This is a genomic window from Streptomyces sp. DI166, from assembly GCF_900091315.1.
In the GTDB taxonomy this organism is placed as follows: Bacteria; Actinomycetota; Actinomycetes; order Streptomycetales; family Streptomycetaceae; genus Streptomyces; species Streptomyces fuscus.
The window spans coordinates 31,053-54,273 of the sequence record NZ_FLSP01000015.1 but is presented as its reverse complement, the minus strand read 5'-3'; the positions used below and the strand labels follow the sequence as shown (position 1 = coordinate 54,273).

The 23,221-nt window shown below is 71.8% G+C and carries 20 protein-coding genes and 2 pseudogenes; 11 read left to right on the top strand and 11 right to left on the bottom strand.

Annotation, left to right across the window (positions count from 1 at the left end):
- Nucleotides 1–50: 50 nt before the first annotated feature.
- From GA0115233_RS10215 to GA0115233_RS10200, 4 genes are all read right to left on the bottom strand, one after another.
- Complete coding sequence (locus GA0115233_RS10215; RefSeq protein WP_093719826.1) at nucleotides 51–1,544, bottom strand: polysaccharide pyruvyl transferase family protein; 1,494 nt, start codon at nucleotides 1,542–1,544, stop codon at nucleotides 51–53.
- A gap of 130 nt (nucleotides 1,545–1,674) precedes the next feature.
- Nucleotides 1,675–2,040, bottom strand: a complete 366-nt coding sequence (locus tag GA0115233_RS10210; protein ID WP_093719825.1) for a PH domain-containing protein — start codon at nucleotides 2,038–2,040, stop codon at nucleotides 1,675–1,677.
- Between the two features lie 93 nt (nucleotides 2,041–2,133).
- Nucleotides 2,134–3,852 (bottom strand): methionine--tRNA ligase, encoded by a 1,719-nt coding sequence (gene metG, locus GA0115233_RS10205; RefSeq protein WP_093719824.1) that lies wholly within the window; start codon nucleotides 3,850–3,852, stop codon nucleotides 2,134–2,136.
- 128 nt (nucleotides 3,853–3,980) lie between these two features.
- Nucleotides 3,981–5,474 carry a VWA domain-containing protein gene (locus GA0115233_RS10200; RefSeq protein ID WP_093719823.1) on the bottom strand — a complete coding sequence of 498 codons (1,494 nt, stop codon included), beginning with the start codon at nucleotides 5,472–5,474 and terminating at the stop codon, nucleotides 3,981–3,983.
- A 225-nt stretch (nucleotides 5,475–5,699) separates the two neighbouring features.
- Here GA0115233_RS10200 and GA0115233_RS10195 point away from each other — a divergent pair, with 225 nt between their 5' ends.
- The gene (locus GA0115233_RS10195; protein WP_093719822.1) at nucleotides 5,700–7,766 is read left to right on the top strand and encodes a PhoX family protein; all 2,067 of its coding nucleotides are present in this window, start codon (nucleotides 5,700–5,702) and stop codon (nucleotides 7,764–7,766) included.
- Here the strand turns inward: GA0115233_RS10195 and GA0115233_RS10190 are convergent.
- Nucleotides 7,706–8,680, bottom strand: a complete 975-nt coding sequence (locus GA0115233_RS10190) for a LysR substrate-binding domain-containing protein (protein ID WP_093719821.1) — start codon at nucleotides 8,678–8,680, stop codon at nucleotides 7,706–7,708. The genes GA0115233_RS10195 and GA0115233_RS10190 overlap by 61 nt on opposite strands.
- A gap of 174 nt (nucleotides 8,681–8,854) precedes the next feature.
- Between GA0115233_RS10190 and snpA the strand changes: the two genes are divergently transcribed.
- A complete protein-coding gene (snpA, locus tag GA0115233_RS10185) occupies nucleotides 8,855–9,550 on the top strand; it encodes a snapalysin (RefSeq protein ID WP_093719820.1) in 696 nt (231 codons plus the stop codon).
- 76 nt (nucleotides 9,551–9,626) lie between these two features.
- On the opposite strand, the gene GA0115233_RS10180 is transcribed toward snpA, so the two are convergent.
- Both GA0115233_RS10180 and GA0115233_RS10175 read right to left on the bottom strand, forming a co-directional pair.
- Nucleotides 9,627–10,607, bottom strand: coding sequence for an endonuclease/exonuclease/phosphatase family protein (locus GA0115233_RS10180; protein WP_255310127.1), 981 nt, complete (start codon nucleotides 10,605–10,607; stop codon nucleotides 9,627–9,629).
- 36 nt (nucleotides 10,608–10,643) lie between these two features.
- Nucleotides 10,644–11,486, bottom strand: coding sequence for a hypothetical protein (locus GA0115233_RS10175; protein WP_093719819.1), 843 nt, complete (start codon nucleotides 11,484–11,486; stop codon nucleotides 10,644–10,646).
- Between the two features lie 154 nt (nucleotides 11,487–11,640).
- On the opposite strand from GA0115233_RS10175, the gene GA0115233_RS10170 reads away from it, so the two are divergent.
- Nucleotides 11,641–12,120 (top strand): hypothetical protein, encoded by a 480-nt coding sequence (locus GA0115233_RS10170; protein WP_093719818.1) that lies wholly within the window; start codon nucleotides 11,641–11,643, stop codon nucleotides 12,118–12,120.
- 80 nt (nucleotides 12,121–12,200) lie between these two features.
- On the opposite strand, the gene GA0115233_RS10165 is transcribed toward GA0115233_RS10170, so the two are convergent.
- Entirely contained in the window at nucleotides 12,201–12,647 is a 447-nt protein-coding gene (locus GA0115233_RS10165; RefSeq protein ID WP_093719817.1) for a hypothetical protein, read from the bottom strand.
- A 198-nt stretch (nucleotides 12,648–12,845) separates the two neighbouring features.
- On the opposite strand from GA0115233_RS10165, the gene GA0115233_RS10160 reads away from it, so the two are divergent.
- From GA0115233_RS10160 to GA0115233_RS10135, 6 genes and pseudogenes are all read left to right on the top strand, one after another.
- The gene (locus tag GA0115233_RS10160; protein WP_250745137.1) at nucleotides 12,846–13,967 is read left to right on the top strand and encodes a PP2C family protein-serine/threonine phosphatase; all 1,122 of its coding nucleotides are present in this window, start codon (nucleotides 12,846–12,848) and stop codon (nucleotides 13,965–13,967) included.
- A gap of 81 nt (nucleotides 13,968–14,048) precedes the next feature.
- On the top strand, nucleotides 14,049–15,107 hold the full coding sequence (locus GA0115233_RS10155; RefSeq protein ID WP_093719815.1) for a hypothetical protein: 1,059 nt from the start codon (nucleotides 14,049–14,051) through the stop codon (nucleotides 15,105–15,107).
- 42 nt (nucleotides 15,108–15,149) lie between these two features.
- Nucleotides 15,150–15,982, top strand: a pseudogene (locus GA0115233_RS10150) (helix-turn-helix transcriptional regulator).
- Entirely contained in the window at nucleotides 15,951–16,295 is a 345-nt protein-coding gene (locus tag GA0115233_RS10145) for a DUF397 domain-containing protein (RefSeq protein WP_093719814.1), read from the top strand. The pseudogene GA0115233_RS10150 and the gene GA0115233_RS10145 overlap by 32 nt, the downstream one beginning before the upstream one ends.
- Nucleotides 16,296–16,537: 242 nt before the next feature.
- The gene (locus GA0115233_RS10140; protein WP_093719813.1) at nucleotides 16,538–17,881 is read left to right on the top strand and encodes a helix-turn-helix domain-containing protein; all 1,344 of its coding nucleotides are present in this window, start codon (nucleotides 16,538–16,540) and stop codon (nucleotides 17,879–17,881) included.
- Nucleotides 17,882–17,969: 88 nt separating this feature from the next.
- Entirely contained in the window at nucleotides 17,970–18,704 is a 735-nt protein-coding gene (locus GA0115233_RS10135) for a GAF and ANTAR domain-containing protein (protein WP_255310126.1), read from the top strand.
- A 16-nt stretch (nucleotides 18,705–18,720) separates the two neighbouring features.
- On the opposite strand, the gene GA0115233_RS10130 is transcribed toward GA0115233_RS10135, so the two are convergent.
- Complete coding sequence (locus GA0115233_RS10130) at nucleotides 18,721–19,512, bottom strand: hypothetical protein (protein ID WP_093719812.1); 792 nt, start codon at nucleotides 19,510–19,512, stop codon at nucleotides 18,721–18,723.
- Nucleotides 19,513–19,690: 178 nt separating this feature from the next.
- Here GA0115233_RS10130 and GA0115233_RS10125 point away from each other — a divergent pair, with 178 nt between their 5' ends.
- A complete protein-coding gene (locus GA0115233_RS10125) occupies nucleotides 19,691–20,656 on the top strand; it encodes a nucleoside hydrolase (protein WP_093719811.1) in 966 nt (321 codons plus the stop codon).
- A gap of 36 nt (nucleotides 20,657–20,692) precedes the next feature.
- Here the strand turns inward: GA0115233_RS10125 and GA0115233_RS10120 are convergent, their stop codons facing one another.
- Nucleotides 20,693–21,622 carry an LAETG motif-containing sortase-dependent surface protein gene (locus tag GA0115233_RS10120; RefSeq protein ID WP_093719810.1) on the bottom strand — a complete coding sequence of 310 codons (930 nt, stop codon included), beginning with the start codon at nucleotides 21,620–21,622 and terminating at the stop codon, nucleotides 20,693–20,695.
- Nucleotides 21,623–21,925: 303 nt separating this feature from the next.
- Between GA0115233_RS10120 and GA0115233_RS41680 the strand changes: the two are divergent.
- Nucleotides 21,926–22,027, top strand: a pseudogene (locus GA0115233_RS41680) (alpha-glucosidase); the annotation flags it as partial.
- A 13-nt stretch (nucleotides 22,028–22,040) separates the two neighbouring features.
- Here the strand turns inward: GA0115233_RS41680 and GA0115233_RS10110 are convergent.
- Entirely contained in the window at nucleotides 22,041–23,153 is a 1,113-nt protein-coding gene (locus tag GA0115233_RS10110) for an aminopeptidase P family protein (protein ID WP_093719885.1), read from the bottom strand.
- Nucleotides 23,154–23,221 lie beyond the last annotated feature (68 nt).

The window sequence follows — 23,221 nt, the reverse complement described above, 5'->3', positions numbered from 1 at the left end:
CACAAGTGGCCGGATGCTATCAGCGCTTGATCACCCGGGTCAGTGGGGCGTCAGTGCTTTCCGACGCCGGTGAGCTTGCGGCTGCGGCGGCGCAGGGCCGGGCCGAGGCGGACCAGGACGCGCTTCTCGACGCCCGCGAGGCGTCGCTCCATCGACGCGAGCTGCTTGCGGGTGGCCTCCAGCTGCTCGACCGCGGCGTCGAGCCGCTCGCCGGTTTCCTTGGCGCGCTTCTCGGCAGCGGACAGCTTGGCGCGCAGCTCGGTGTTCTTCCTGGTGACCGTGGCGAGCTTGGTCTCGGAGACGGTGATCCGCTCGCGCAGCCTGCTCATGCGGTAGCGGTTGCGGCCGTCCTCGGTGCCGTCCCAGACCTCCATCGAGGCGGGCAGGTCCAGCGCGGCCAGCCGTGCGTCGAAGGCGGCGCCGCCGTCGCCGTGCTGGTAGGCGTTGTCCAGGCCGTTGCGGGTGAGGAACGCGGTGATGCGCTCGAACCGCTCGCCGTGTCCCTTGATCATCGCCGAGAAGTCGGCGGCCTCGTACAGGTCCCGCGGGTCGGTGTCGGCGGGCAGCCCGGACAGCGGGCGGTGCGGGATGTCGAAGTACCGGCACAGCTCCAGGGTGCGGGAGTCGTGGGTGAGCACGACCGCGGGCGTACCGGCGAGCAGGGCGGCGATGTTGCCGTGGATCCGGGTGCCGTAGGCGAAGTCGTAGCCGCGCAGCTCGTCGATCCAGGTCTTCGGGTCCAGCGGCATGCGGACCTTGTTCTCGCGCAGCAGGGCGTGGCTGAGCAGCTGGGGGAAGGGGTCCGTGGCGCCGGACTCCCGGCTGGTGTCGCCCCACAGCAGCAGCTCCGCGTCCACGGTGTTCTGCGCGTAGTAGGTGAAGTGCGGGTAGTGCGCGTGGCCGTACGCGGCGATGCCCGCGATGTCGCCGACCGGGACGGCGTCGGGCGACATGTTGATGGTGATGCGCGAGTCGGCGGTGATCTCGGTCGCGCGGATCTCGGGGAAGGTGTCGCCGTACAGGAACATCGACGGGCAGCCGATGATGTCGATGCGGTCGGCCGGGACGCCGTGGTCGCGCAGGTAGCGGGCGGTGAGTTCGCCGCGGACACCGATGGACGCGGAGCGGTCCAGGACGGCCCGGGTGAAGCGCTTCACGGAGGCTTCCATCGGCTTGAGCATCTCGGTGGCGTAGTCGTCGGTCGCCTGGGCGCCGACGCCGAACACGACCACCGGGATCGTGAGCTGTTCGATCAGCTTGGAGAGCCGGTCCAGGGACGCCTGGAACTGGGGGCGGAAGGCGTTGGCGAGGGGAACGACGAAGGCGTCGTACTGCTCGTTGATCTCCGCGGCGCGCTCGGCGGAGTGGTTGGTGCGGATGCCGTTGGAGGTGACCTCGGTGTCCGGCGTGGTCAGCATCTTGTGGGCGGAGTCACTGAAGAGCAGATTGCCCGTGTTGGTCCCGATGAGGTCCTGGTGGATGAACTCGGTGGGGCTGGCGACCCGGAGGGGGCTCTTGCCGGAGCGGATCAATATGCGCTTCACGACGGTCCTAGAGGCGACTGCGCCTCCTGCGAGGCGGGCGATGAATGTGGAAATCGAACACTATACGGAAGTAACTGAACAGTGAAGGTAAGTGTCATCGCCCGCCGGACCGCGGGTCAGTGCGGCATGACTACCGCGCTACGTACTGCGTGAGGATCGCCTGGACCTCGTAGATGTCGACGCCCTTGGTGAAGGTCTTGGTGATCGGGAGCTGGGTGCCGGAGACCCAGATCTTCAGCTCCGCGTCGAGGTCGAAGGTGCCGGCCGTCTCCACCGCGAAGTGCGTGATGCTGCGGTAGGGGATGGAGTGGTACTCGGTCTTCTTACCGGTGATGCCCTGCTTGTCGATCAGGATCAGGCGACGGTCGGTGAACAGGATGGTGTCGCGGATCAGCAGGTAGGCGGTGTGCACCGTCTCGCCCTGGCCGAGCAGCTTGGCGTAGTCCTGCGCCGCCTGCGCCGGGTCGATCGGGTGCGCGTTACCGAAAAGAGCCATGAGAGGACCCCCCACTCGTAGGTCACGCGGCCTCGGTCGGCCGCGTGATCATGGCCAGATATACCTGGCGAGTGAGGGGTCCGAGAAGGGCTGTTACGCCGCTGTTTCCCCGCCGAAGCGCTCCTTGTACGTTTCGAGGTCCTCGTCCGTGAGCTTGGCGAACAGCACCGGCGGCACCGTGAAGGGCGTACCGGCCGGGACCGAGGTCAGGGACTTGGCCTCGGCCTCCGTCACCCAGGTCGCGGTGTCGTCGGTGAGGGAGAAGGCGGTGCGCATGGCGGCCGACGTCGCCGGGATGAACGGCTCGGAGACCACCGCGTACAGGTGGATCAGGTTCATCGCGGTGCGCAGCGTCAGCGCCGCGGCGTCCTTGTCGGTCTTGATCTCCAGCCAGGGGGCCTTCTCCTCCAGGTAGGAGTTGCCCGCGGACCACAGCGCGCGCAGCGCGGCCGCGGCCTTGCGGAACTGGAGGGCCTCCATGTGCTCCTCGTACTCCGCCAGCAGCCGGGCGATCTCCTCGCCGAGCCGCGTCTCCGCCTCACCGGGGGTGCCGCCCGCCGGGACCTCCTCGCCGAAGCGCTTCTTGGAGAAGGACAGCACGCGGTTGACGAAGTTGCCGAGCGTGTCGGCGAGGTCCTTGTTGACCGTCGCCGTGAAGTGCTCCCAGGTGAAGGAGGAGTCGTCCGACTCGGGGGCGTTGGCGATCAGGAAGTAGCGCCAGTAGTCGGCGGGCAGGATCTCCAGCGCCTGGTCGGTGAAGACACCGCGCTTCTGGGAGGTGGAGAACTTGCCGCCGTAGTACGTCAGCCAGTTGAACGCCTTGACGTAGTCGACCTTCTTCCACGGCTCGCGCACACCCAGCTCGGTGGCCGGGAACATCACCGTGTGGAACGGGACGTTGTCCTTCGCCATGAACTCGGTGTAGCGGACCGAGTCGTCCACGTCGTACCACCACGACTTCCAGTCGCGGTTGTCCGGGTCCTGGTCCGCCCACTCCTTCGTCGCGCCGATGTACTCGATCGGGGCGTCGAACCAGACGTAGAAGACCTTGCCCTCGGCGGCCAGCTCCGGCCAGGTGTCCGCCGGGACCGGCACGCCCCAGTCCAGGTCACGGGTGATGGCGCGGTCGTGCAGGCCCTCGTTCAGCCACTTGCGGGCGATGGAGGAGGCCAGCTGCGGCCAGTCGTCCTCGTGGCGGGCGACCCACGCCTCGACCTCGTGCTGCAGCTTGGACTGGAGCAGGAAGAGGTGCTTGGTCTCGCGGACCTCCAGGTCCGTGGAGCCGGAGATCGCCGAGCGCGGGTTGATCAGGTCGGTCGGGTCCAGCACGCGGGTGCAGTTCTCGCACTGGTCGCCGCGGGCCTTGTCGTAGCCGCAGTGCGGGCAGGTGCCCTCGACATAGCGGTCCGGCAGGAAGCGGCCGTCGGCCGGGCTGTAGACCTGGCGGATCGCCCGCTCCTCGATGAAGCCGTTCTCGTTCAGCTTGCGGGCGAAGTGCTGGGTGATGTCCCGGTTCTCCGGGCTGGAGCTGCGGCCGAAGTAGTCGAAGGCCAGCGCGAAGCCGTCGTAGACCGCCTTCTGCGCGTCGTGCGCCTGCGCGCAGAACTCGTCCACCGGCAGGCCCTGCTCCTTCGCGGCCAGCTCGGCGGGGGTGCCGTGCTCGTCGGTCGCGCAGATGTACAGGACGTCGTGGCCGCGCTGGCGGAGGTACCGGGAGTACACGTCCGCCGGGAGCATGGACCCCACCATGTTGCCCAGGTGCTTGATCCCGTTGATGTACGGAAGGGCGCTGGTGATGAGGTGTCGAGCCATGTGTGGCTGCTCCCGGGTCGGGTCGATATACGAGCCTTGGATACGAACCTTGAAATCGTAGCCGACATGGGTGGGCCGCCCGCCTTCCGTTTTACGGGGTGGAAGGGGGCGGCCGGTGCCTGGTGTTTCTACGGGCGCCAGTTTTCGAGTACGCCCTGGTACAGCTCCGCGTCCGTCAGTTCTCGGGGGGTCGGGCCCGCGTGGAAGAAGGACGTGTTGCCCGTCTTCAGCTTGCGGAGGTAGTCGAACGCCTTGTTGTCGTGCTCGCCGAAGGCGACGAAGGCGAAGTGGATGTGGGGGTGGGTCTTGGCCGCCTCGGTGAGGGCCTGCGTGGCCGGGGTCTTCGCGTCCGGGGCGCCGTCCGTCTGGAAGATCACCAGGGCGGGGGTTTCCGGGGTGCCCGTCTTCTCGTGGGCGGCGATGACGTCCTCGATCGCCACGTGGTAGCTGGTGCGGCCCATGCGGCCGAGGCTCGCGTGCAGCTCGTCGATCTTGTTCTCGTGGTCGGCGAGGGTGAGTTCGCCGGTGCCGTCGAGTTCGGTGGAGAAGAAGGTGACGTGGAGGGTGGGGTCCTCGTCGAGGTGGGCGGCGAGGGCGAGGGTCTGCTCGGCGAGGGCCTGGGCGGAGCCGTCCTTGTAGTACGGGCGCATGCTCGCGGAGCGGTCGAGGACGAGGTAGGTCTTGGCGCGGGTGCCGGTGAGGTTGTGCTTCTTGAGGGTGGTGGTGGCGGCCTTGTAGGCGGTGGCCAGGCCGGGGGCGCGGGTCTTGACGCGGGCGAGGGTTGTTGCGGGCCCGGCCGCGGGTTCGTTGGCGGGGGGTTCGGCCTCGGCTTCGCCTTCGGCCGGGGTGTTCCCACCCGCACCGCCCGTGTCACTTTCGTTGTCGGGTGCGGGTGGCCCCTGCGGGGCTTCCTCGCCGTCGGCGGCTGCGGGCTCGTCCGGGGTCGGCTCCGCGACCGGCTCCGCCACCGGCTCGGCGGCCTGCGGTTCGGCCTCGGCTTCGCCTTCGGCCGGGGTGTTCCCACCCGCACCGCCCGTGTCACTTTCGTTGTCGGGTGCGGGTGGCCCCTGCGGGGCTTCCTCGCCGTCGGCGGCCGCGGGCTCGTCCAGGGTCGGCTCCGCGACCGGCTTGGCAACCTCCGCCGCGACCGGCTCCGCCTCCGCGGCAGGCTCCGCTACCGGCTCCGCCGCAGGCGCGGCATCCGCGGCCACCGGCTCCTCGACCACGGGCTCCGGCTCGGGCTCGGGCTCGACCGCCGGCTCCGGTGCCGCTTCCACGACCGGCTTGGGCTGCTCGGCCACCGGCTCCGGCTTCGGCTCTTCCGCCGCCGGCTCGGGGTCGGCCTTTGCCGCCGGCTCGGTGACCGGCTCGTCCGTCGGGGACGACTGCTTGGGGACCGTGACGTTGTCGAAGGCTGCTGCTACCAGTTCGTGTTCGTCGTCCGGCTCGTCCGTAGACGGGCGGGGGTCCGGGACCGTCGGAGCCGGAGCCGGAGCCGGAGCCGAAGCCTGTTCGGGCGTGGACGAAATGGGCGTCGACGTCTCCGTCGCACCCTCTGCCTCGGCCGTGCGCTCCTTTCGGGAGCGGCCGAATGCGTTCCGCAGGAGAGTGAGAATGCCCATGTGCGCAACCCTTCGCATGAGTTGTTCCGTCAATCCCTGGCCAGGACGGACACGTAAGGTTAGCCGCCCGAGTCCGCGATCTTCGGCGGGGACCGCCTACCGGACGAACCGGGTTTCCTACCGCTCCAGTTCATTCGCAATTCACCGCGCGTCCCCGTTTTCGCACATGCGCCCCCCTACCGTCCGAGACGCCGCATCCCAGGGCATCCAAGGGGAGAAACAACCGTGCGCATTCCACTGCCGCTCATCCGCACCTCCGACGGTTCCCACCCCGGTGGCCGTTCCGCCATGACCTGCCGTTTCCGGTGTGGTGACGCCTGTTTCCACGAGGTGCCCAACACCACCGCCAACCCGTACGTCGGTGACGTCATCGCCGGTGCCCTCAGCCGCCGCGGTGTCATGCGCGCCGCCGCTGTCGTGACCGCGGCGACCGCCGTCGGCGCCGCCGGTGCCGCCGCCCCGGCCGCCGCCGCGCCGAAGCACCCGCACCCCCACAAGCCGGGCCCCGAGCGCGGTGCCCGCGGCCTGCGCTTCACCCCCGTCGCCCCCAACACCCGCGACGCCGTCACCGTCCCCGAGGGGTACGGCCAGAATGTCGTGATCCGCTGGGGTGAGCCCATTCTGCGTGGTGCGCCCGCCTTCGACCCCGAGCGGCAGACCGCCGAGGCGCAGGCCCAGCAGTTCGGGTACAACTGCGACTTCCTCGCCCTGCTGCCGCTCCCCGGTGAGGACAACCGGCAGATTCTCGTCGCTAATCATGAGTACACCGACGAAATCCTCATGTTCCGCGGGTACGACCCCGACAGTCCCACCCGGCAGCACGTCGAGATCGCCTGGGCCGCGCACGGGCTCTCCGCCGTTGTGGTGGAGGGCAACAGGAAGGACGGCCGGCTCAGGCCCGTACCCCGGCATCCCCTCAATCGGCGCGTCACCGCCACCACACCGTTCCGGATCACCGGGCCCGCCGCCGGGTCCGATCTGCTCAGGACCTCCGCCGACCCCACCGGCACCAAGGTGCTCGGCACCCTCAACAACTGCGCGGGCGGCACCACCCCGTGGGGCACGACCCTGCACGGCGAGGAGAACTTCAATCAGTACTTCGCCCATGCCCACCGGGACACCGACAAGCGGTACGGGATCGGCGGCGGGGCGAGTGAGAGGAAGTGGGAGCTGTTCGACCCGCGGTTCGATGTCGGCCGTGAGCCCAACGAGGTGCACCGGTTCGGGTACGTCGTCGAGCTGGACCCGTACGACCCGCACTCCACGCCCCGCAAGCACACCGCGCTCGGCCGGTTCAAGCACGAGGGGGCGACCGTGCGGCTGACCCCGGACGGGCGGCCCGTCGTCTACAGCGGGGACGACGAGCGGTTCGACTACTTCTACAAGTTCGTCGGAAGTAAGCGGATGCGGAAGGGCAACGGCCGCGGCGTCCGTGAGCACAATCTGTCGCTGCTCGACGAAGGCACGCTCTACGTCGCCAAGCTCACCGGGGACTCCCCCGCCATCGAGGTCGACGGCAGCGGGCGGCTTCCCGCCGACGGGGAGTTCGACGGCTCCGGTGAGTGGATTCCGCTGGCCACCGCCACCGCGAAGGGTGCCGTCAGCCATGTCGAGGGGATGTCCGCCGAGGAGGTGTTCGTCTTCACCCGGCTCGCCGGGGACAAGGTCGGCGCCACCAAGATGGACCGGCCCGAGGACATCGAGCCCAACCCGCACACCGGCAAGGTGTACGTGGCGCTCACCAACAACAGCAACCGCGGCAAGGCCGGGTACGCCGCAGCCGACGAGGCCAATCCGCGCAACGCCAACAAGCACGGGCAGGTCCTGGAGCTCACCGAGCACCGCAATCGGGCGGACAGTACGAAGTTCGGGTGGAGCCTCTTCCTCGTCGCCGGCGACCCGGACGACCCCGCCACCTACTTCGCCGGGTTCCCCAAGGACCGGGTCAGCCCGATCTCCTGCCCGGACAACGTGGCCTTCGACCCGCACGGCAACCTGTGGATCTCCACCGACGGCTCCCAGCTCGGCTCGCACGACGGGCTCTTCGGGGTCGCCACGCGCGGGGAACGGCGCGGGGAGCTGAAGCAGTTCCTCACCGTGCCGCGGGGCGCCGAGACCTGCGGGCCGCTCGTGCAGGAGCGGCGGGTGCTGGTGGCCGTACAGCATCCCGGGGAGATCGACGGCGCGGACGTCGAGAACCCCGCCTCCACCTGGCCCGACGGGCCCGGGTGTTACGTCCGGCCCGCTGTGGTCGCCGTGTGGCGGGAGGACGGGCGGGACATCGGGGTCTGAGGCTGCTCGCGGTCCAGCCAGGTCCGGTACGCCGGGGCCTGGCGGGCCGCCTCCCAGTACGCCTCCGCCAGCGCGGGGAACACCCCGTCCAGGTCCGTGTCCGTACGGGCCGCCAGCAGCAGGCGTACGCCCAGGGGGTCGCCGCGCAACCGGCGTACCGCCAGGTCGGGGCGGGGCAGGGCGGTGGGCTGGCAGACCGTGACCACCTCGCCGGTCGCCACCAGGGCGCTCGCCGTGTGGTAGTCGCCGTGCAGGACGTCCGGCTCGACCCCGGCCGCGCGGAACATCCGGCGCACCCCGTCCCACTCGCCGTCCACGCTCGGGTCGATCATCCAGCGGTCGCCCGCCAGGTCGTACAGCTCGACCTCGGTCTTCGCGGTCGCCGGATGGTCGGCGGGGAGCAGGACGAACTGCGGCTCGCGTTCCAGCAGGACGCGCAGGCGCAGTTCGGCGGGGATGCGCAGGGGCGTGCCCTCGACCTCGTGGACGAAGGCCACGTCGAGCTGCCCGGCGGCGACCATGCGCAGCAGGGTGTTGGCGGAGACGTCCATGTGCAGGGCGGGTTCCTGGCCGCCGCCGCGCAGGCGGCGCAGCCAGCCCGCGAGGGCCCGGCTCGCGGTGGAGCCGACCCGCAGCCGGGGACCGGCCACGGCGGCCGAGCGGGCCTCGGCGACCAGGGAGCGCATTTCGGCCACCAGCGGACGGGCCCGGCTGAGGACCAGGCGGCCCAGCGGCGTGGGACGGCAGCCGGTGCGCGCGCGCAGGAACAGCGCGCCGCCGAGCTCCTGCTCGATACGGCGCAGCTGGGTGCTCAGCGACGGCTGGGCGACACCGAGTTGCCGGGCGGCCCGGTGCAGGCTGCCGGTGTCGGCGATGGCGCACAGCGCGCGGAGGTGCCGGACCTCAAGCTCCATGTCCTTGAAGCTAAAACGGAACCGGTGGTTGCACCAGACGCACAAACCCCTTCCGAGGCGCGCGAATTGGGCGCCCGATAGGCCGGTGCTATCGCCGGTTGCCATCATCACAGCCGCCCCCGCGGACCCCGACACTCACCGATGACGACTCACCCCCCACCAATGGAGTCATCGATGCGTAGATCCCTGCCCATGTCCCGGTCCGCCCGCACGGCCGCGGCCGTCGCCGTCACCCTGGCGGCGCTCGGGCTGTCCACCGCGGCGCCCGCCGCCGCCTCCCCCCACGGGACCGAGGTCGCCGGCTATTCCGGCCACTCCGGCGCCTCCGCAGAAGCCGCCGCCAACCGCGCGTTCTTCCAGGCCGTCCTGGAGTCCGTCGCGCAGAAGCGGGCGGCCAACCCCACCAGCACGGCCGCGGTCACCGTCGTCTACGACGCGTCCCGGGCCCCGTCGTTCAGCGCGCAGATAGCCCGCAGCACCCAGATATGGAACAGCTCGGTGTCCAACGTCCGGCTCCAGCCGGGCTCGAACGCCGACTTCCGGTACTACGAGGGCAACGACTCGCGTGGGTCGTACGCCTCGACCGACGGCCACGGCCGGGGCTACATCTTCCTCGACTACCGGCAGAACCAGCAGTACGACTCCACTCGCGTCACCGCCCACGAGACCGGCCATGTGCTCGGTCTGCCGGACCACTACACGGGTCCGTGCAGCGAGCTGATGTCGGGCGGCGGTCCCGGCACGTCCTGCACCAACGCCTACCCGGACTCCCGGGAGCGGGCCCGCGTCAACCAGCTGTGGGCCAACGGTCTCGCCGCCGCGATGGAGAAGGTCACGGCGGACAAGGTGCTGGAGAAGTCGGGCCGTTAGCCTCCGGCCCGGCTCCACCCCCCACTGGTACGGCCGCCCTCCTGCACAGGGCGGCCGTACTCATGCGCCTCAGTACTCATCCGCGGCGGCTCTCGTGCAGGGTGATGTCCGCCAGCACCGCCCGGTGGTCGCTCCCGGCCAGGTCCAGGAAGCGGGTCCGGCGGGCCGAGAAGTCCTCGGACAGCAGGACGTGGTCGATCTGCGCGCCCAGGGTCGGCGCCGTGCGCGCGGGCCAGGTCGGGGTGCGGGCCTCGCCGGTGAGGCGGGCCGCGTCGCGCAGGCCGGTGTCGAGGATGCCGCGGAAGGCCGCGTGGTCCTGGGAGGCGTTGAAGTCCCCGGCGAGGATCAGCGGCGTGGTGTCGTGTCCGGCGGCGAAGTCCCGCAGGGCGCCCAGCTCACGGCGCCACAGGCCGACCTGGTCCGGCAACGGCGGCATGGGGTGCGCCAGTTGCAGCCGTACGTCGGTGCCGCGCACGTCGGCGACCGCGCCGGGCATGCGCAGGGTGCCCGGGACGCCTTCGGCGGCGCGCAGCGGGAAGCGGCTGAGGATCACCGAGCCCTCGGACCCGGCCGCCACCTCGGCCACCCGGTGCGGGTAGCCGTCCGTCGGCAGCCGCTCGGCGCACTCCCGGTCGCACTCGGCGATGAACACCAGGTCCGGGTTCTCCCGGCGCACCACGGCGGCCAGGGCGTCGGTGCCCTGCCCGAACTCGACGTTCGCGGTGAGCACCCGGAAGGAGGCCAGCGGCGGGGTGCGGGGCTCGTCGACCTTGCCGTACGGCTCGATGAACCAGGCCAGCAGGCCGAGCACCAGCACGCCCCACACCAGCCCCGCCCACCAGCGGGCGAGCAGCGTGCAGCCCAGCGCCACGCCCGTGGGCACGAGCAGCCAGGGCAGGAAGGCCAGCAGTTGCGGTACGGGGGTGACTCCGTCGGAGTCGGTGGCCCGGCAGCCCATCACCACGCTCACCACGGCCAGCAGCAGCCCCGCGAACCAGGACAGCACCCCCCGTCCGCGCGCGCGTGGTCCCGCCCGCTCCTCGACCGCAGCGCTCAACTCCCAGCCCCTCCCTGCCGGTGCGGGACCACTCTCTCAGGGACGGGGCGCCGATGGTTGCCGCCGCCTCGTCAGCAGCCAGGTACCCAGGGCGACCGTGAGGCCCACCGCGACCAGCAGCCAGGACACCGTGCGCAGGGTCCCGGTGAGCGCGTCGTACACCGCGCCCGCCGCCGGACGGTGCACGTCGTCCGGCAGGTCGGCCAGGGTCAGCCGGCGGCCGATCGCCACGGCCAGGGCGAGGAGGGCGCCGCCCAGCGCGGTCCCCAGCGAGATCGCGGTCACCGCCCGCCGACGGCAGGCCGCCACCGCGATCCCGGCGAGGGCGAGGACCGCCGCCGACACCGGCAGCCAGAAACCGGCGACCTCCAGCACCGTGAACCCCCTGCGCAGCCGTTCCAGTTCGTTTCCGGGCAGCACCGCGACCTCGGTGTGCCGCACCGGGATGTGCCGGGCGATCGGCACGTGGTCGGCGGCGAGGCGCGCCTTCACCTGCGCGGCCACCGGCGCCAGGTCGACGTGTACGTCGCCCCCGGTGCCGTCGCGCACGGCGCGCAGGACGGCGTCGTGGACGGCGCGGTTGGCGCTGTCCCAGGCGGTGCGGAAGGCGTCGGTGGCGGTGAAGGAGCGCACCGCGTCCCGTACGAAGGGCCGCAGCGGCGGACCGGCGCCCGTCTCGGCCACGACCTGGTCGCCGACGGTGTCCGCCACCGCCTCCCGCACGGCCGGGTCGGAGGCCAGCGGCGCCATCGCGGTGACGTAGCGGCCGGTGTCGGCCAGCCCGTACGACGCCCAGGCGGCCAGCGCCCCGAACGGCACCAGCAGACAGGCCAGCGCGATCAGCGCGGCCGACAGGGCGTTCCGCAGACGGGTGGACACGGCTCCAGGCAAGGCCCGGCCCGCCCGCGCCGCCAGCGGGGCGCCGCCGGTTGGCCGAGGGGCCGTACCCCTGGGGTGACCTGGGGCGTCGGCGCTCCGGTGGAGGGTTCACCCGAACGGGTGTTTCCTGGTGCTGGGGAGAAGGAGGCCGATCATGCGCACCACTCCGGCCCTGCGGACCCTGGCCGTGGCCCTGCTCACCGGCGGCTCCCTGGTCGCCGCGACAGCGGGCGCGACGGCGGCAGCGCCGGCCACCCCGCCGACATACGCCGACGGAAGCGGTAGCGACAGCGGCGGCGGTCGTCACGGTCCGATCTGGGGCACCGTCATTTCCCACACGAAGCTCAACGTCCGGCTGGCGCCGACCACGCACTCGCCCGCCGTCACCTGGCTCTCGCCGGGCAGCCAGGACCGCGTGGAGTGCAAGGTGCGCGGCCAGAGCGTCAACGGCAACCCGTACTGGTACTGGCTCAAGGGCGCCCAGGGCTGGGCCGCCGCCGCGTTCGTGGACGTCGGCCGGGCCCATGTGCCGACCTGCTCGGACCCGTGTCCGGAGTGGAAGGACGGCCACTGGACCAACTGGGAGGACCCGCGAACGTCGTCCAGCGACTGGAGCCTGCTGGGCGGCTGGTGAGGGGAAGGTGAGGGAGCGCGTGGGCCCCGGCCGCGAAGCCGGGGCCCACGCGTGTGTGCGCCCGTACCGGCGGGGGCCGCTCAGCGCGGGAGCGGGTTCCCCTCGCCGTCCTCGTGCGTGTAGTAGCGGTAGAAGAACACCATGAACACGCCCGCCGTCACCACCAGGCCCAGCCCCGCCGAGCTGAGCACGCTCGCGCCGGTCTGGCTGTAGAGGAAGCCGATGGCGGCGCCGGCGAAGGCGGACTTCGTCAGCGAGTGCAGTTCCCGCTTCAGCTTGGGCGCCAGCTCGGCCACCGCGATGCACAGCACCATGAACACGATGGCGGTGACGAACCCGAACAGGACGTTCCAGCCGGTGATCTCACCGCCGTCGCGCCGGTTGGCCGCGGCCCAGAGGCCGTAGATCAGACCGAGGACGACGGGGATGCCGTAGCGCGCCATCTTGTGGGTGCGCTCGCTGAAGATGTCCGGTGTGATGGTCGTCCTGGCCATCGGGCGTCCGGGTGTGGGTGCCGCGTGAGCCATGAGAGCACTCCTTCCTCCTCGCCCCCGACATCCAGAGCACACCCGGGGCGTGCACCCTGGCAAGTCGGAGATGCGGGCCGCACACCCCCGTGTTTCGCTGGCGGCATGAGCGGGCGGCGCGCACTCGGACCGGTGAGCGGCCGGCCCGCCCGCCGCTCGGCGCTCGACGCCACCGAAAACCCCGTCCAGCGTCATCAGATGCTGCGGGTGGGCGGCCGGAGCGTGGCCTGGCTGCCGCCGCTGGTGCTGCTCGTCGGGATCACCTGGGTCGACTTCTACACCGGCAAGGACTTCCGGATCATCTCCTGGCTGGTCCTCGTCCCCGGTATCGCCGCCGCGATCTGCGGGGTGTGGGGCACGGCCGCGTTCGCGGTGCTGTCCACCACCACCTACGCCGTCGCCGACGGCTTCCTGCCCAACGAGTACCAGGCCGGGCCCGGTGACCTGATGCTCTCCGCGATCGGCGGTGTCCTCGCCACGCTGGCCTGCGCGGTACGGGTCAGCGGCGAGCAGCGCATGCTGCACATGCGGGACGTCACCGACGCCATCCGCCGCACCGTGCTGCGCCCGCTGCCGCCGGTCTGGGGCGGCCTGGACCACGCCGCCGTGTACCTCACCGCCGACGTGGAGGCGGTCGGCGGCGACTTCTACGACGTCCAGCCCGGCCCACACGGAACCCGCGTCCTGGTCGGCGATGTGCAGGGCAAGGGCATCGGCGCGGTGGAGACCGCCGCCGCGCTGCTCGGCACCTTCCGCGAGGCCGCCTACCACGAGGAGGACCTCGCGGTGGTCGCCGAGCGCCTGGAGACCCGTATGGTCCGGCACTCGGGGCATATCGCCGCCCTCGGCCGGCCCGACTCCGACCGCTTCGCCACGGCGGTGCTGCTGAACTTCCCCGCGGGCGACCGCGGCACCGGCACCGGCATCGTGGAGTCGATCGTCCTCGGCCACGACCCGCCGCTCATCGTCGGCCCCTCGGGCGTACGGCAACTCCCCGTGACCGACGGACTGCCGCTGGGCCTCGGCTGGCTCGGCGGCAGCACCGGCCCGCCCCCGGCGCTGCGCACCCCGCTCGCGCCCGACGAGACGGTGCTGGTGACCACCGACGGGGTCACCGAGGCCCGTGACGGCGGCGGCGCCTTCTACCCGCTGGTCGAGAGGCTGAGCGAGGCCGTGGCCGCCGACCCCGGCCTCACCGACCCGCACCGCCTGGTCGCCTACGTCCGTGACGGCACCCTGCACCACTGCGGCGGCCTCCTCGCCGACGACACCACGGTGTTCGCGGTACGGCGCGCGGGGCCGACCGGACGGCCGTCGTGATCCGGCCACCGGGGCCCCTCTTTGCAGCCGCAGAGGTTACGGTGCTGCCGTATGTGATCGCCGGGGGATGGGGAGGGACCGATGCCCGGAACCGTGCTGCTGCTCGCCGCCGCTCCGGCGGGCAAGGGCTGTCTGGTGGACGCGGCGTCCGTGCTCCCCGTCCTCGCCGCCGTACCGCCCGCCGTCCTGGCCGGAACCGACACCGCCAACGTCTTCGAACTCGCCGACCCCCTCGAACCGCAGGCCGTCCTCACCCGCCTGCGCGCCGCCGCGACCGCCCCCGGACCCCTCACCGTCTTCGTCACCGGCCAGCTCCAACTCGACCGCAGACAGCGCCAGGTGCACCTCGCCCTGGCCCGCACCACCCCGTCCACGGTCCGCTACACCGCCCTGCCCTGGCACTGGATCCGCGACGAACTGCGGCTGCGCGCACCGGGCACCACCACTCTGATCCTCGACCTGCACGCGGACGCCGAGACCTGGGAACTCCTGCGGACGCGCCCGCTGGAGTCCGGCCGGGAGACCGCCGTCTACGGCCGTATCGCGCCGCCGCCGGGGAGACGGACCGTCGCTGTCCCCTCGTACATGAAGACCGTCGCGACGATCCTGCGCAGCGGGCGGCGTCCGGAGCTGGCGGAATTGCACCAGCAGGCGTTGGCGCGGCTGGGCGGAGAGGTGATGCGGGACATCGTCCTCGGCGCGTCGGCCGGTCCGGCGCCCGACCCGCACACCACGATCCGTGAGGCCGTCAACGCCGGCCGCCACGGCGACGCGGACGCGCTCGCCGCACACCACGAACGGCTCGCGCTGGCCGCCCACGGCCCCGGTTCCGCGGAGGCCCTGCACTGGGCGGAGGTCCGGGCCGACCTCGCGATGTTCGCCGGGGACGCGGTGCGCAGTTGCCGTGCCTGGCTGGGGGTCGCCTCCGCCCGCCTCGGCGCCGGGCAGCCGCCGCAGCACCCCGAAGTGGAGTCGGCGGTGGACCGGGCGCACCACCAGTGGGGGCGGATCAGCGACCCTCGGGCGGCGCGTGAACTGGGCTCCGCCCTGGCCGAGTTGAGGGCACGGGTGCCAGGCCGTCGACAGGGGGCGCTGGATCATGTGCAGCAACGGCTGACTTCACTGGCGTCAGTTTCGTGATTTGGGTCACGCGAGAGTAGTCGCGTCGTTACTCTCGGCTACATGGCGAACATTCGTGAACTGGACCCGAGTGCCTCTCCGTTGGACTACTTCGGGTACGAACTGCGAAGGAAGCGCGAGGAAGCGGGGCTGACCCAGCGGGAGCTGGGGGACGTCATCTTCTGTACCGGTTCGCTCAGATCGAGACGACCCTGAAGGTGCCGACACGGGAGTTCGCCGAGCGGGCGGACGCGGCGCTGATGACGGACGGGATGTTCACGCGGTTGGTGGGGCTGGTCTTACGGAGCCAGTTGCCTAGCTGGTTCCAGCCGTATGCGGAGATGGAGGCGTCGGCTTCGTATATCTCCGCGTACCAGTGCCAGCTGGTGTACGGGCTTCTGCAGACGCGGGACTACGCGGCTGCCCTGCTGACCTTCGACCATCCGGACAGGGTCGACGAGATGGTGGCCGCCCGCATGGATCGGCAGCGCATCCTGGAGCGCGAGGAGCCGCCTGCGCTGTGGGTGGTTCTGGATGAGTCGGTGCTGTACCAGCTCGTCGGCGACCGCGAGGTCATGCGGGGTCAACTCGCCCACCTCTTGAGCTTCCGGGAGAACCCGTGGGTGCACGTCCAAGTGCTGCCATACATGGTCGGAGCACACCCTGGGATGATGGGCTCATTTAATCTCCTGCGCTTCGACGACCACCCTGACCTCTTCTACTGTGAGAGCTACGACCAGGGGCACATGACCGCCAACCCACAAGTGATCAGGGAGCGTTCAGTCGGATACGCTCGCTTGCAGGCCGCCGCCCTCTCTATGGAGGACTCGGCCGACCTGATCGCTCGCGTCATGGAGGAACGCTATGGAGAGCAGCCTGGAACTGGCACGAGCTGAGTGGCGTAGGTCCTCGTACAGCGGCAACACCGGGGGTGACTGCGTGGAGTGCGTCACCGTCGGCTCTGTCTCGTGGCGTAAGTCGAGCTACAGCGGAACCAGCGGCGGTGATTGCGTCGAGTGCGCCGCCGTCGGCTCCGTCTCGTGGCGCAAGTCGAGCCACAGCGGAAGCAGCGGCGGCGAGTGCGTAGAAGTCGCCGACCTCACCCCCCACATCGCCATCCGCGACTCGAAGAACCCCGACCACGGAGTGGTCGCCCTCTCCCCGGAGGCCTACTCCGCCTTCGTCAACGCCGTGGTTGCCGGTTCCTGAACCGACTCCGCGGCCTTCGCCGGTCCGGTGTTGGCGGCTAGCACCAGCGTGGCCACGGCCACGATCGCCGCGGCCACACCCCGGACATAGCGCACGCTTGTGCTGGTTCGTTCGAGCACGGCGACCTCGCAAGCGGTGTATTGACAAAATGTATTAAGCGACCTCGGTAATCAGGCTTAACTCCGGGTTTAACCTAGGGGCTGTCGGAGTCGAACGGCAAGAGGCACTAGGGGAGTTGGGCCATGTCGGAGCGCGACGACCCGTTGACCATCGGTCGCCGGGTGCAGCGGTGGCGTGCCGAGCGCGGGCTGACGCAGAAGCAGCTCGCGGAGCCCGCGTACACGCCCGCCTACATCTCCACCCTGGAGGCCGGCCGGGTCCGCCCCTCCGACGAGGCGCTGAAGCACATCGCCGAACGGCTGGGCGTGGCGTACGACGAGCTGGTGACCGGCCGTTCGGCCCGTGTGGCGACGGAACTGCGGCTGCAACTGACCGACGCGCAGCGGACGTTGGCGACGGGGGACACCGAGGCGGCCGTGACGGCGTTCTCGGCCGTGCTGGCGCAGGCCGAGGCGGCGGGGCTGGTCGAGGAGCGGGTGGCCGCGCTGATCGGGCTCGGCGAGTGCGGGATCGACACCGGGGACCTGGACGAGGCCCGGAGCCGTTTCGAGCTGGCGGAGGCCGCCCTGCGCGGGGCGCCGCTGACGGCTAGGGTCCCGGCGCTGAGGGGACGAGCGCTCGCGCACTACCTGGCCGGTGAGCTGCGGTATGCCGTCTACCTGCTGGAATCGACGATCGACGAGCTGAACCGCAGTGGTCTGCACGACCCGGACGCGCTGCTGTTGCTGTACGCCAGCGCGATCGGCCCGTACATGGACCTGGGCGCCCACGCGCGCGCCGCGCAGGCCGCCGAACTCGCCCTGGCGCTGGCGCCGCAGGCCGGGGACCCGGCGCTGGTGGCCCGTATGCACAGGTCGGTGGCGCGGACCCTGCTCGCCGAGGGCCGGATCGCGGAGGCCGACGCGTCCCTGGCGAAGGCGGCCGAGCTGTACCGGGGACTTCAGATCCGCACCGAACTGGCCCACTGCCACTGGATGCGCGGGTACGTGTGCGCGCAGAACGGCGATCTGGAGCGGGCCGAGGAGGAGCTGCGGGAGGCGCGGGCGATGCTGTCGGCCAAGCGTGCCGCGCTCTACACCAGCCAGGTCGCCGTGGAGCTGGCGGACGTACTGCACCGGCGCGGCAAGTCCGAGGAGGCGGCGGGCCTGCTGCGCGAGGTGCTCAGCGACCTCAGCCCCGAGCGCGGCGCCCTGCACTCCGCCGCCGCGCACCGGCTGCTCGGCATCATCGCGGAGGACGCGCGGGACACCGAGGCCGCCGAGGAGCACTACGTGCGCGCGCTTAGCCTGCTGGAGCGGGCGGGCGCGGCCGGTGACCTGGCCGACCTGTGCCGTCTGCTGGGCGATCTGTTCCGCCGTACCGGACGGGTGGAGGCGGCGCTGGACGCGTACCGGACGGGGCTGGGCCACCGTACGGCGCCCGGCACCACCACCCTGGGGCCCGCGCCCGCCCAGCCCCCGGTGTGACCGGCCGGATCCGGTTTCGCGCCGGGGCCCTCGGGTAGTCGGGGGCCGGAACCCGGATGCGCGGCAGGACAGGCGCGCCGCTTCGGAGGTGGTGACCGTGCGGCAAGGCAACGGAGACGGTCGGGGGACCAACGGGACCGCCGTGCCCGCCTCGGCGGGGGGACCCGGTGACATCCCACGCCGACTGTGCGCCCTCGCCGTGGAGTTGCTGCCGGTGACCAGCGCCAGCGTCTCCCTGCACGACGAGGACATGCCGGTGCGGCTGTGCGAGAGCGGGGCGCAGGCGGCGTACGTGACGGACATCCAGGCCACGCTCGGCGAGGGACCTTGTCAGAGCGCGGCGCGCAGCGGGCAGGCGGTGTACGCGTGCGATCTGACGGAAGGGCGGGACGCGGAGCGGTGGCCGGTCTTCGCGGAGGAGGCGACCGAGGCGGGGGTGCGGGCGACGTACTCGCTGCCGCTGGGCGACGACGAGACGTGCGTGGGCACGCTCGACCTGTACCGCGACACCCCCGGCGCGCTCACCGCCGCCGAGCAGCACACCGCGCGGGCGCTGGCCGAAGCGGTGACGACGGCGCTGATGGCGCTGGCCCGGAACACGGAGGAACTCGATCAGGAGTCCGGCCGTGCCGACTGGCTGGACACGCTGGTCGAGGGCCATGACTGCGTCTACCAGGCCGTCGGCATGGTCATGGCCCAGACGGACGCCTCCGCGCCCGAGTCCCTGGCGCTGCTGCGCGCCCGCGCCTTCGCCGACGGCCGTACGGTCACCGAGGCGGCCCGCGCGGTGGTCGCGCACGAACTGCGCTTCCCGCCGGAGTAGGCCGGAACGGCCGGGCTCAGACCTGGGCCCGCCCCTGCTTGCGCACCTCTTCCAGCCGCCGCGCGCCGATGTCCGCGGTGGCCCAGGTCGCCTCCGCGGGGACCTCGCCGAGGCCGCCGTTGGTGAACACCAGGGCGTCCTCCCCGACGCGCACGGCGACGAGATCGACGGTGAGTGCGCTCTCCTCGCCGTCCTCGCCGTCCTCGCCGCCGGGAGCGGTGAGGACGATCCGCAGCCCCTGCCGGGCATCCCCGGCCTCGGGCAGCTCGTCGAACGCGCTCACCCAGACGTGCTGCCGTGCCCCGGTCGCGGTGACGGCGGTGAACTCGGCGCACTTCGACGGCAGCGAGGCCAGCCACTCCAGCGTCCGGTCCACGTCCTGCGGCGGGGGCGCCAGGATCTGGTAGCGGATCTGCGCCCCGTCCCAGTCGTCGTCGAGCCCGGTCACGGCCCGGGGGCGCACGTCCGGCCCGAAGAACTCCTCGGTGTACAGCGCGTCCATCAGGCGCCGGCAGTCCTGCTGCTCGACGGTGGCCTTGAGCATCCCGTCCCGCCAGGTCGCGGCCCCCTTGGTGGGGGACCAGGGCTCCCCGAGATCCTGCTCGGTGATCAGCGCCGCGTGCGCCTGCGCCTCGGTGAGACCCGGCGCGGACACCGGCGAGGGCGGCGCGCTGCTCCGGGCGGGCCGGGGCGCGCCCGACTCCGCGGCACCCCCCTGCGCACCGCCACTCCCGCACCCACTCACCGCCACCAGCACCCCCAGGGCGAGAACCGGACCGACGGGCACACGGGCCTTGGAGCGGGCCATCACGGACCTCCAGACGCTCAGACGCTTCCCAAGATCAAAGGACGTGCCTTCAAGGCACCACCCCCCGCGCCCCACGGCCAGCGCGACGGTCCGTCCGGGTGAGCGCGGCACCACCGGGAAATCCGCGAGGCCGCTGCGTAAGGTCGTGGTAACGACGCGTGTTGGAGAGGGAGCCCCCATGGCCGGTCAGCCCATTCCGGTGATCATCGACTGCGACACCGGGGTCGACGACGCACTCGCCCTGCTGTTCGCCGTACGGCATCCGGGGCTCGATGTCCGGGCGGTGACCTGTGTGGCCGGGAACACCGATGTCGACGGGGTGGTCCGGAACACGCTCACCGTGCTGGAGACGGCCGGGGCCGGGGACATCCCGGTGGCGCGGGGCGCCGAGCGGCCGCTGATCGAACCGGCGCGGCCGGCCAGTCATGTGCACGGGGTGGACGGGATGGGGGACCTGGGGCTGCCGGCGCCCACCCGGCGTCCGGTGGACGTGGACGCGGTGACCCTGCTGCGCCGGGAGATCCTCGCCTCGCCGACGCCGGTCACCCTCATTCCCACGGCGCCGCTCACCAACATCGCGCTGCTGCTGCGGACGTATCCGGAGGTGGTGCGGAACATCTCGCGGATCGTGTTCATGGGCGGGGCGGTGGCCACCGGGAACGCCACCCCGGTCGCCGAGTTCAACGTCTGGCACGACCCGGAGGCCGCGGCGGTCCTGCTCACCGCCGGGGTGCCGATCACCATGTACGGGCTCGACGTGTTCCAGCGGGTGCTGGTTCCCGCCGGGGACGTGGAGCGGCTGCGGGCCAGTTCCGAGCCCCGGGTGCGGCTGGCGGGCGAACTGCTCGCCCACCGCCCCTCGGCGCCCGATCCGGACGGGGACGATCCGTCGGGCGGGCTGGGGGACGCCGGGGCCGTGTGCGCGGTGGTGGACCCCGGGGGGCTCACCACCGCGCTGCTGCCGGTCGAGGTCTCCCTCGCGCCCGGCCCCACGCGCGGCCAGACCGTCGTCGACCGCCGCGCCCGCCCCGGTGAGGCGGAGATCCATCACGGGGAGCGGGAGCAGGCCCTGGTCGACGTGGCGCTGGACGTGGACGTGGAGCGGTACGTGAAGCTGTGGCTGGGGGCCGTGGAGGGCTCCTAAGCGCCCTACCCAGAGCGCCTCACGTACCGGCCGGGCTTACGACCCCGACTGCGTGCGGCGCCTGCGGGTGGTCAGGACGATGGCCGCGCCGCCCGCCAGGAGCACCGCCGCGCCGATGGTGACGGGGAGCGTGCTGCTGTCGGCGCCCGTCTCGGCGAGGTTGCCGCCGTCGCCGCCGTTCGGGGTCGGGGCCGGGGGCGTGGTGGAGTCCGAGGGGGTCGGCTCCTCGGGCGTCTCGCTCGCCGGGGGTTCGCTCGCGGGCGGCTCGCTCGCCGGGGGCTCCGACGGCGGGGTGGACTCCTCCGGCGGGGTGGATTCCTCCGGGGTGGTCGGGGGCGGGGAGTCGATCGTGCAGTCCGACGTGCCGCCGTTCCAGGCCGCGATCAGCTTGTCCTTGATGACCGGGCGGTCCGGGCCCTTGGGCGCGTCACCGTGCTCGAAGCCGTCGTCGGAGTTGTAGTCGCCGTCGTACTTGACGGCGCCCCGGTAGAGGTCGATCTGCCCGAAGCAGCCCTTGTCCGGCACCGGGATGTCGAGGGAGTCGGTCTCGCCCTGCTTCACGGTGACCGTGTCGAAGCCGACCAGGACCTGCAGGCCGGAGGTGGCGAACGTCGGGCCGTGCGCCAGGTAGGAGGCGAGGGAGGCGGTGCAGGTCGCCGCGTCGCCCGCGGTACGGACCTTGATGTGCACCTTGCCGTTCTCGTCCGGCTTCAGGTTCTCGCCGTCGACCTTGACCGAGTCCTGGAAGGTGACCCCGTCCAGCGAGAACTGGCACCGCTCGGTGGCGGTCTCGGTGCCCGGCCCGGTACCGGGCTTGTAGTGGCCCCCCGTCTTCCAGCCGTCCCCGCCCGGAGTGCCGGTGGCGTGGGCGCCGGACGCGGCGGCGACCGTGGCGGCGCACAGGGCGAGCGACACGGCGCCCGTCCCCAGCAGGCGCCGCGCGATGACACGTCTCGCTATGGACATGCGAATCCCCATCTTGGCGTGAGCAGAACCCGGGCGACGGCAGGCGGGCAGCGCACAGCGACGGCGGGCCGTGCCGTACCGGGGTGGTGGTCGAAGAAACACTGGGCTCATTGGTCACATGGGCCCCAGCGCGAAACCCATGGTGGTGGGGGCCTGATCCCCTGTCAACCTGCGGCAACGGTTGTGGAGTTCAAGGCTCCGTCACAATTCCCTCACACGGGGAATCCCGTGCTCCGGACCGGGTCCGGTTGAGGGCGCGGACGCGGTGGCAGGGATGGTGGAGAACCGCACCGCAGAGGAGATCGCGACGGCTGGCGGGTGCCGCTGCCGTGGACGCGCAGCGGTCCCTTTTACGGCTTCGGCGCGGGTGGCGCCTGGCTGCCGCAGCCGCAGTGGAGCGCGGAGCTGTCCGGGAGCCTCACTCCACCAGGGCCAGTTTCCGGGAGGTGTTGTTCAGGCGGCGGCCGCCGTCCTCGGTGCAGGTCACGATGTCCTCGATGCGCACCCCGAAGCGGCCCGGCAGATAGATGCCCGGCTCGATCGAGAAGCACATGCCCGGCACCAGCGGCGCCTCCTCGCCGGTCACCAGGTACGGCGGCTCGTGCGTGGTGACCCCGATGCCGTGGCCGGTGCGGTGGACGAAGTGCTCGCCGTACCCGGCGGTCTCGATGACCGTGCGCGCCATCCGGTCGATCTCCTGGCAGGGCACGCCGGGGCGCACCGCCTCGAAGGCCGCCTGCTGGGCCGTGCGCACGGTCTCGTGGACCCGGATCTCCTCCTCGGTGGGCTCGCCGACGTGCACGGTGCGGGTGGTGTCGGAGCCGTAGCCGTCGCGCAGGCCGCCGAAGTCCAGGACCACCATGTCGCCGTGCTCGATGACCCGGTCACCGGCCTCGTGGTGCGGGTCGGCGCCGTTGGGGCCCGAGCCGACGACCGTGAAGTCGACCTGGGAGTGTCCGTGCTTGAGCAGCAGCCGGGTCAGGTCGTCGGCCACCTCCCGCTCGCGGCGCCCGGAGAAGCGCACGGAGAGGATCTCCTCGTACGTGGCGTCGGCCGCCGCGCCCGCCGCCGCCAGCCGGTCCAGCTCGTGGGCGTCCTTCACCGCGCGCAGCATCGGCAGCACGGTCGTCAGCGCGCGGTACGAGGTCAGCGGCAGGGCCTCCTGGAGGCCCAGCAGGTGCAGGGCCCAGGTGGAGTCGGAGACGCCGTAGTGACCCTGCGGGCGCAGCAGTCCGGCCGCGGCGGCGTAGGGGTCCTGGCCGTCGCTCCACGCGGAGATCCGCAGCGCGCCCGCGCCTGGGCAGGCCTCGGCGTCCCCGCGTTCCAGCGCGGGCACCAGGAGCCGGGGCTCGGACTCGGGGGTCAGGACGAGCAGCGTCAGCCGTTCGGTGAGCGCGGGCGGGCGGTAGCCGCACAGCCAGGTCATGTCGGGACCCGGGGTGATCAGCAGGCCCGCCAGCCCGGCGGTGATGGCGTCCCGGGTGGCTCGTTCCATACGGTCCGCGTGGTCCTGTTCGGTGAAGCGCCCCATGACCGGCTCGGTGGAGCGCTCGGTGGTCTCGCCATGCACAGGAAGAGCCTAATCGTCCGATTGGGTGA

Bases quoted from the DNA above. Each gene is read 5' to 3' on its own strand.
- GA0115233_RS10210 (WP_093719825.1), bottom strand. From the start codon at position 2,040: ATGGCTCTTTTCGGTAACGCGCACCCGATCGACCCGGCGCAGGCGGCG.
- metG (WP_093719824.1), bottom strand. From the start codon at position 3,852: ATGGCTCGACACCTCATCACCAGCGCCCTTCCGTACATCAACGGGATC.
- GA0115233_RS10200 (WP_093719823.1), bottom strand. From the start codon at position 5,474: ATGGGCATTCTCACTCTCCTGCGGAACGCATTCGGCCGCTCCCGAAAG.
- GA0115233_RS10190 (WP_093719821.1), bottom strand. From the start codon at position 8,680: ATGGAGCTTGAGGTCCGGCACCTCCGCGCGCTGTGCGCCATCGCCGAC.
- snpA (WP_093719820.1), top strand. From the start codon at position 8,855: ATGCGTAGATCCCTGCCCATGTCCCGGTCCGCCCGCACGGCCGCGGCC.
- GA0115233_RS10170 (WP_093719818.1), top strand. From the start codon at position 11,641: ATGCGCACCACTCCGGCCCTGCGGACCCTGGCCGTGGCCCTGCTCACC.
- GA0115233_RS10165 (WP_093719817.1), bottom strand. From the start codon at position 12,647: ATGGCTCACGCGGCACCCACACCCGGACGCCCGATGGCCAGGACGACC.
- GA0115233_RS10160 (WP_250745137.1), top strand. From the start codon at position 12,846: ATGCTGCGGGTGGGCGGCCGGAGCGTGGCCTGGCTGCCGCCGCTGGTG.
- GA0115233_RS10155 (WP_093719815.1), top strand. From the start codon at position 14,049: ATGCCCGGAACCGTGCTGCTGCTCGCCGCCGCTCCGGCGGGCAAGGGC.
- GA0115233_RS10145 (WP_093719814.1), top strand. From the start codon at position 15,951: ATGGAGAGCAGCCTGGAACTGGCACGAGCTGAGTGGCGTAGGTCCTCG.
- GA0115233_RS10140 (WP_093719813.1), top strand. From the start codon at position 16,538: ATGTCGGAGCGCGACGACCCGTTGACCATCGGTCGCCGGGTGCAGCGG.
- GA0115233_RS10130 (WP_093719812.1), bottom strand. From the start codon at position 19,512: ATGGCCCGCTCCAAGGCCCGTGTGCCCGTCGGTCCGGTTCTCGCCCTG.
- GA0115233_RS10125 (WP_093719811.1), top strand. From the start codon at position 19,691: ATGGCCGGTCAGCCCATTCCGGTGATCATCGACTGCGACACCGGGGTC.
- GA0115233_RS10120 (WP_093719810.1), bottom strand. From the start codon at position 21,622: ATGTCCATAGCGAGACGTGTCATCGCGCGGCGCCTGCTGGGGACGGGC.
- GA0115233_RS10110 (WP_093719885.1), bottom strand. From the start codon at position 23,153: ATGGGGCGCTTCACCGAACAGGACCACGCGGACCGTATGGAACGAGCC.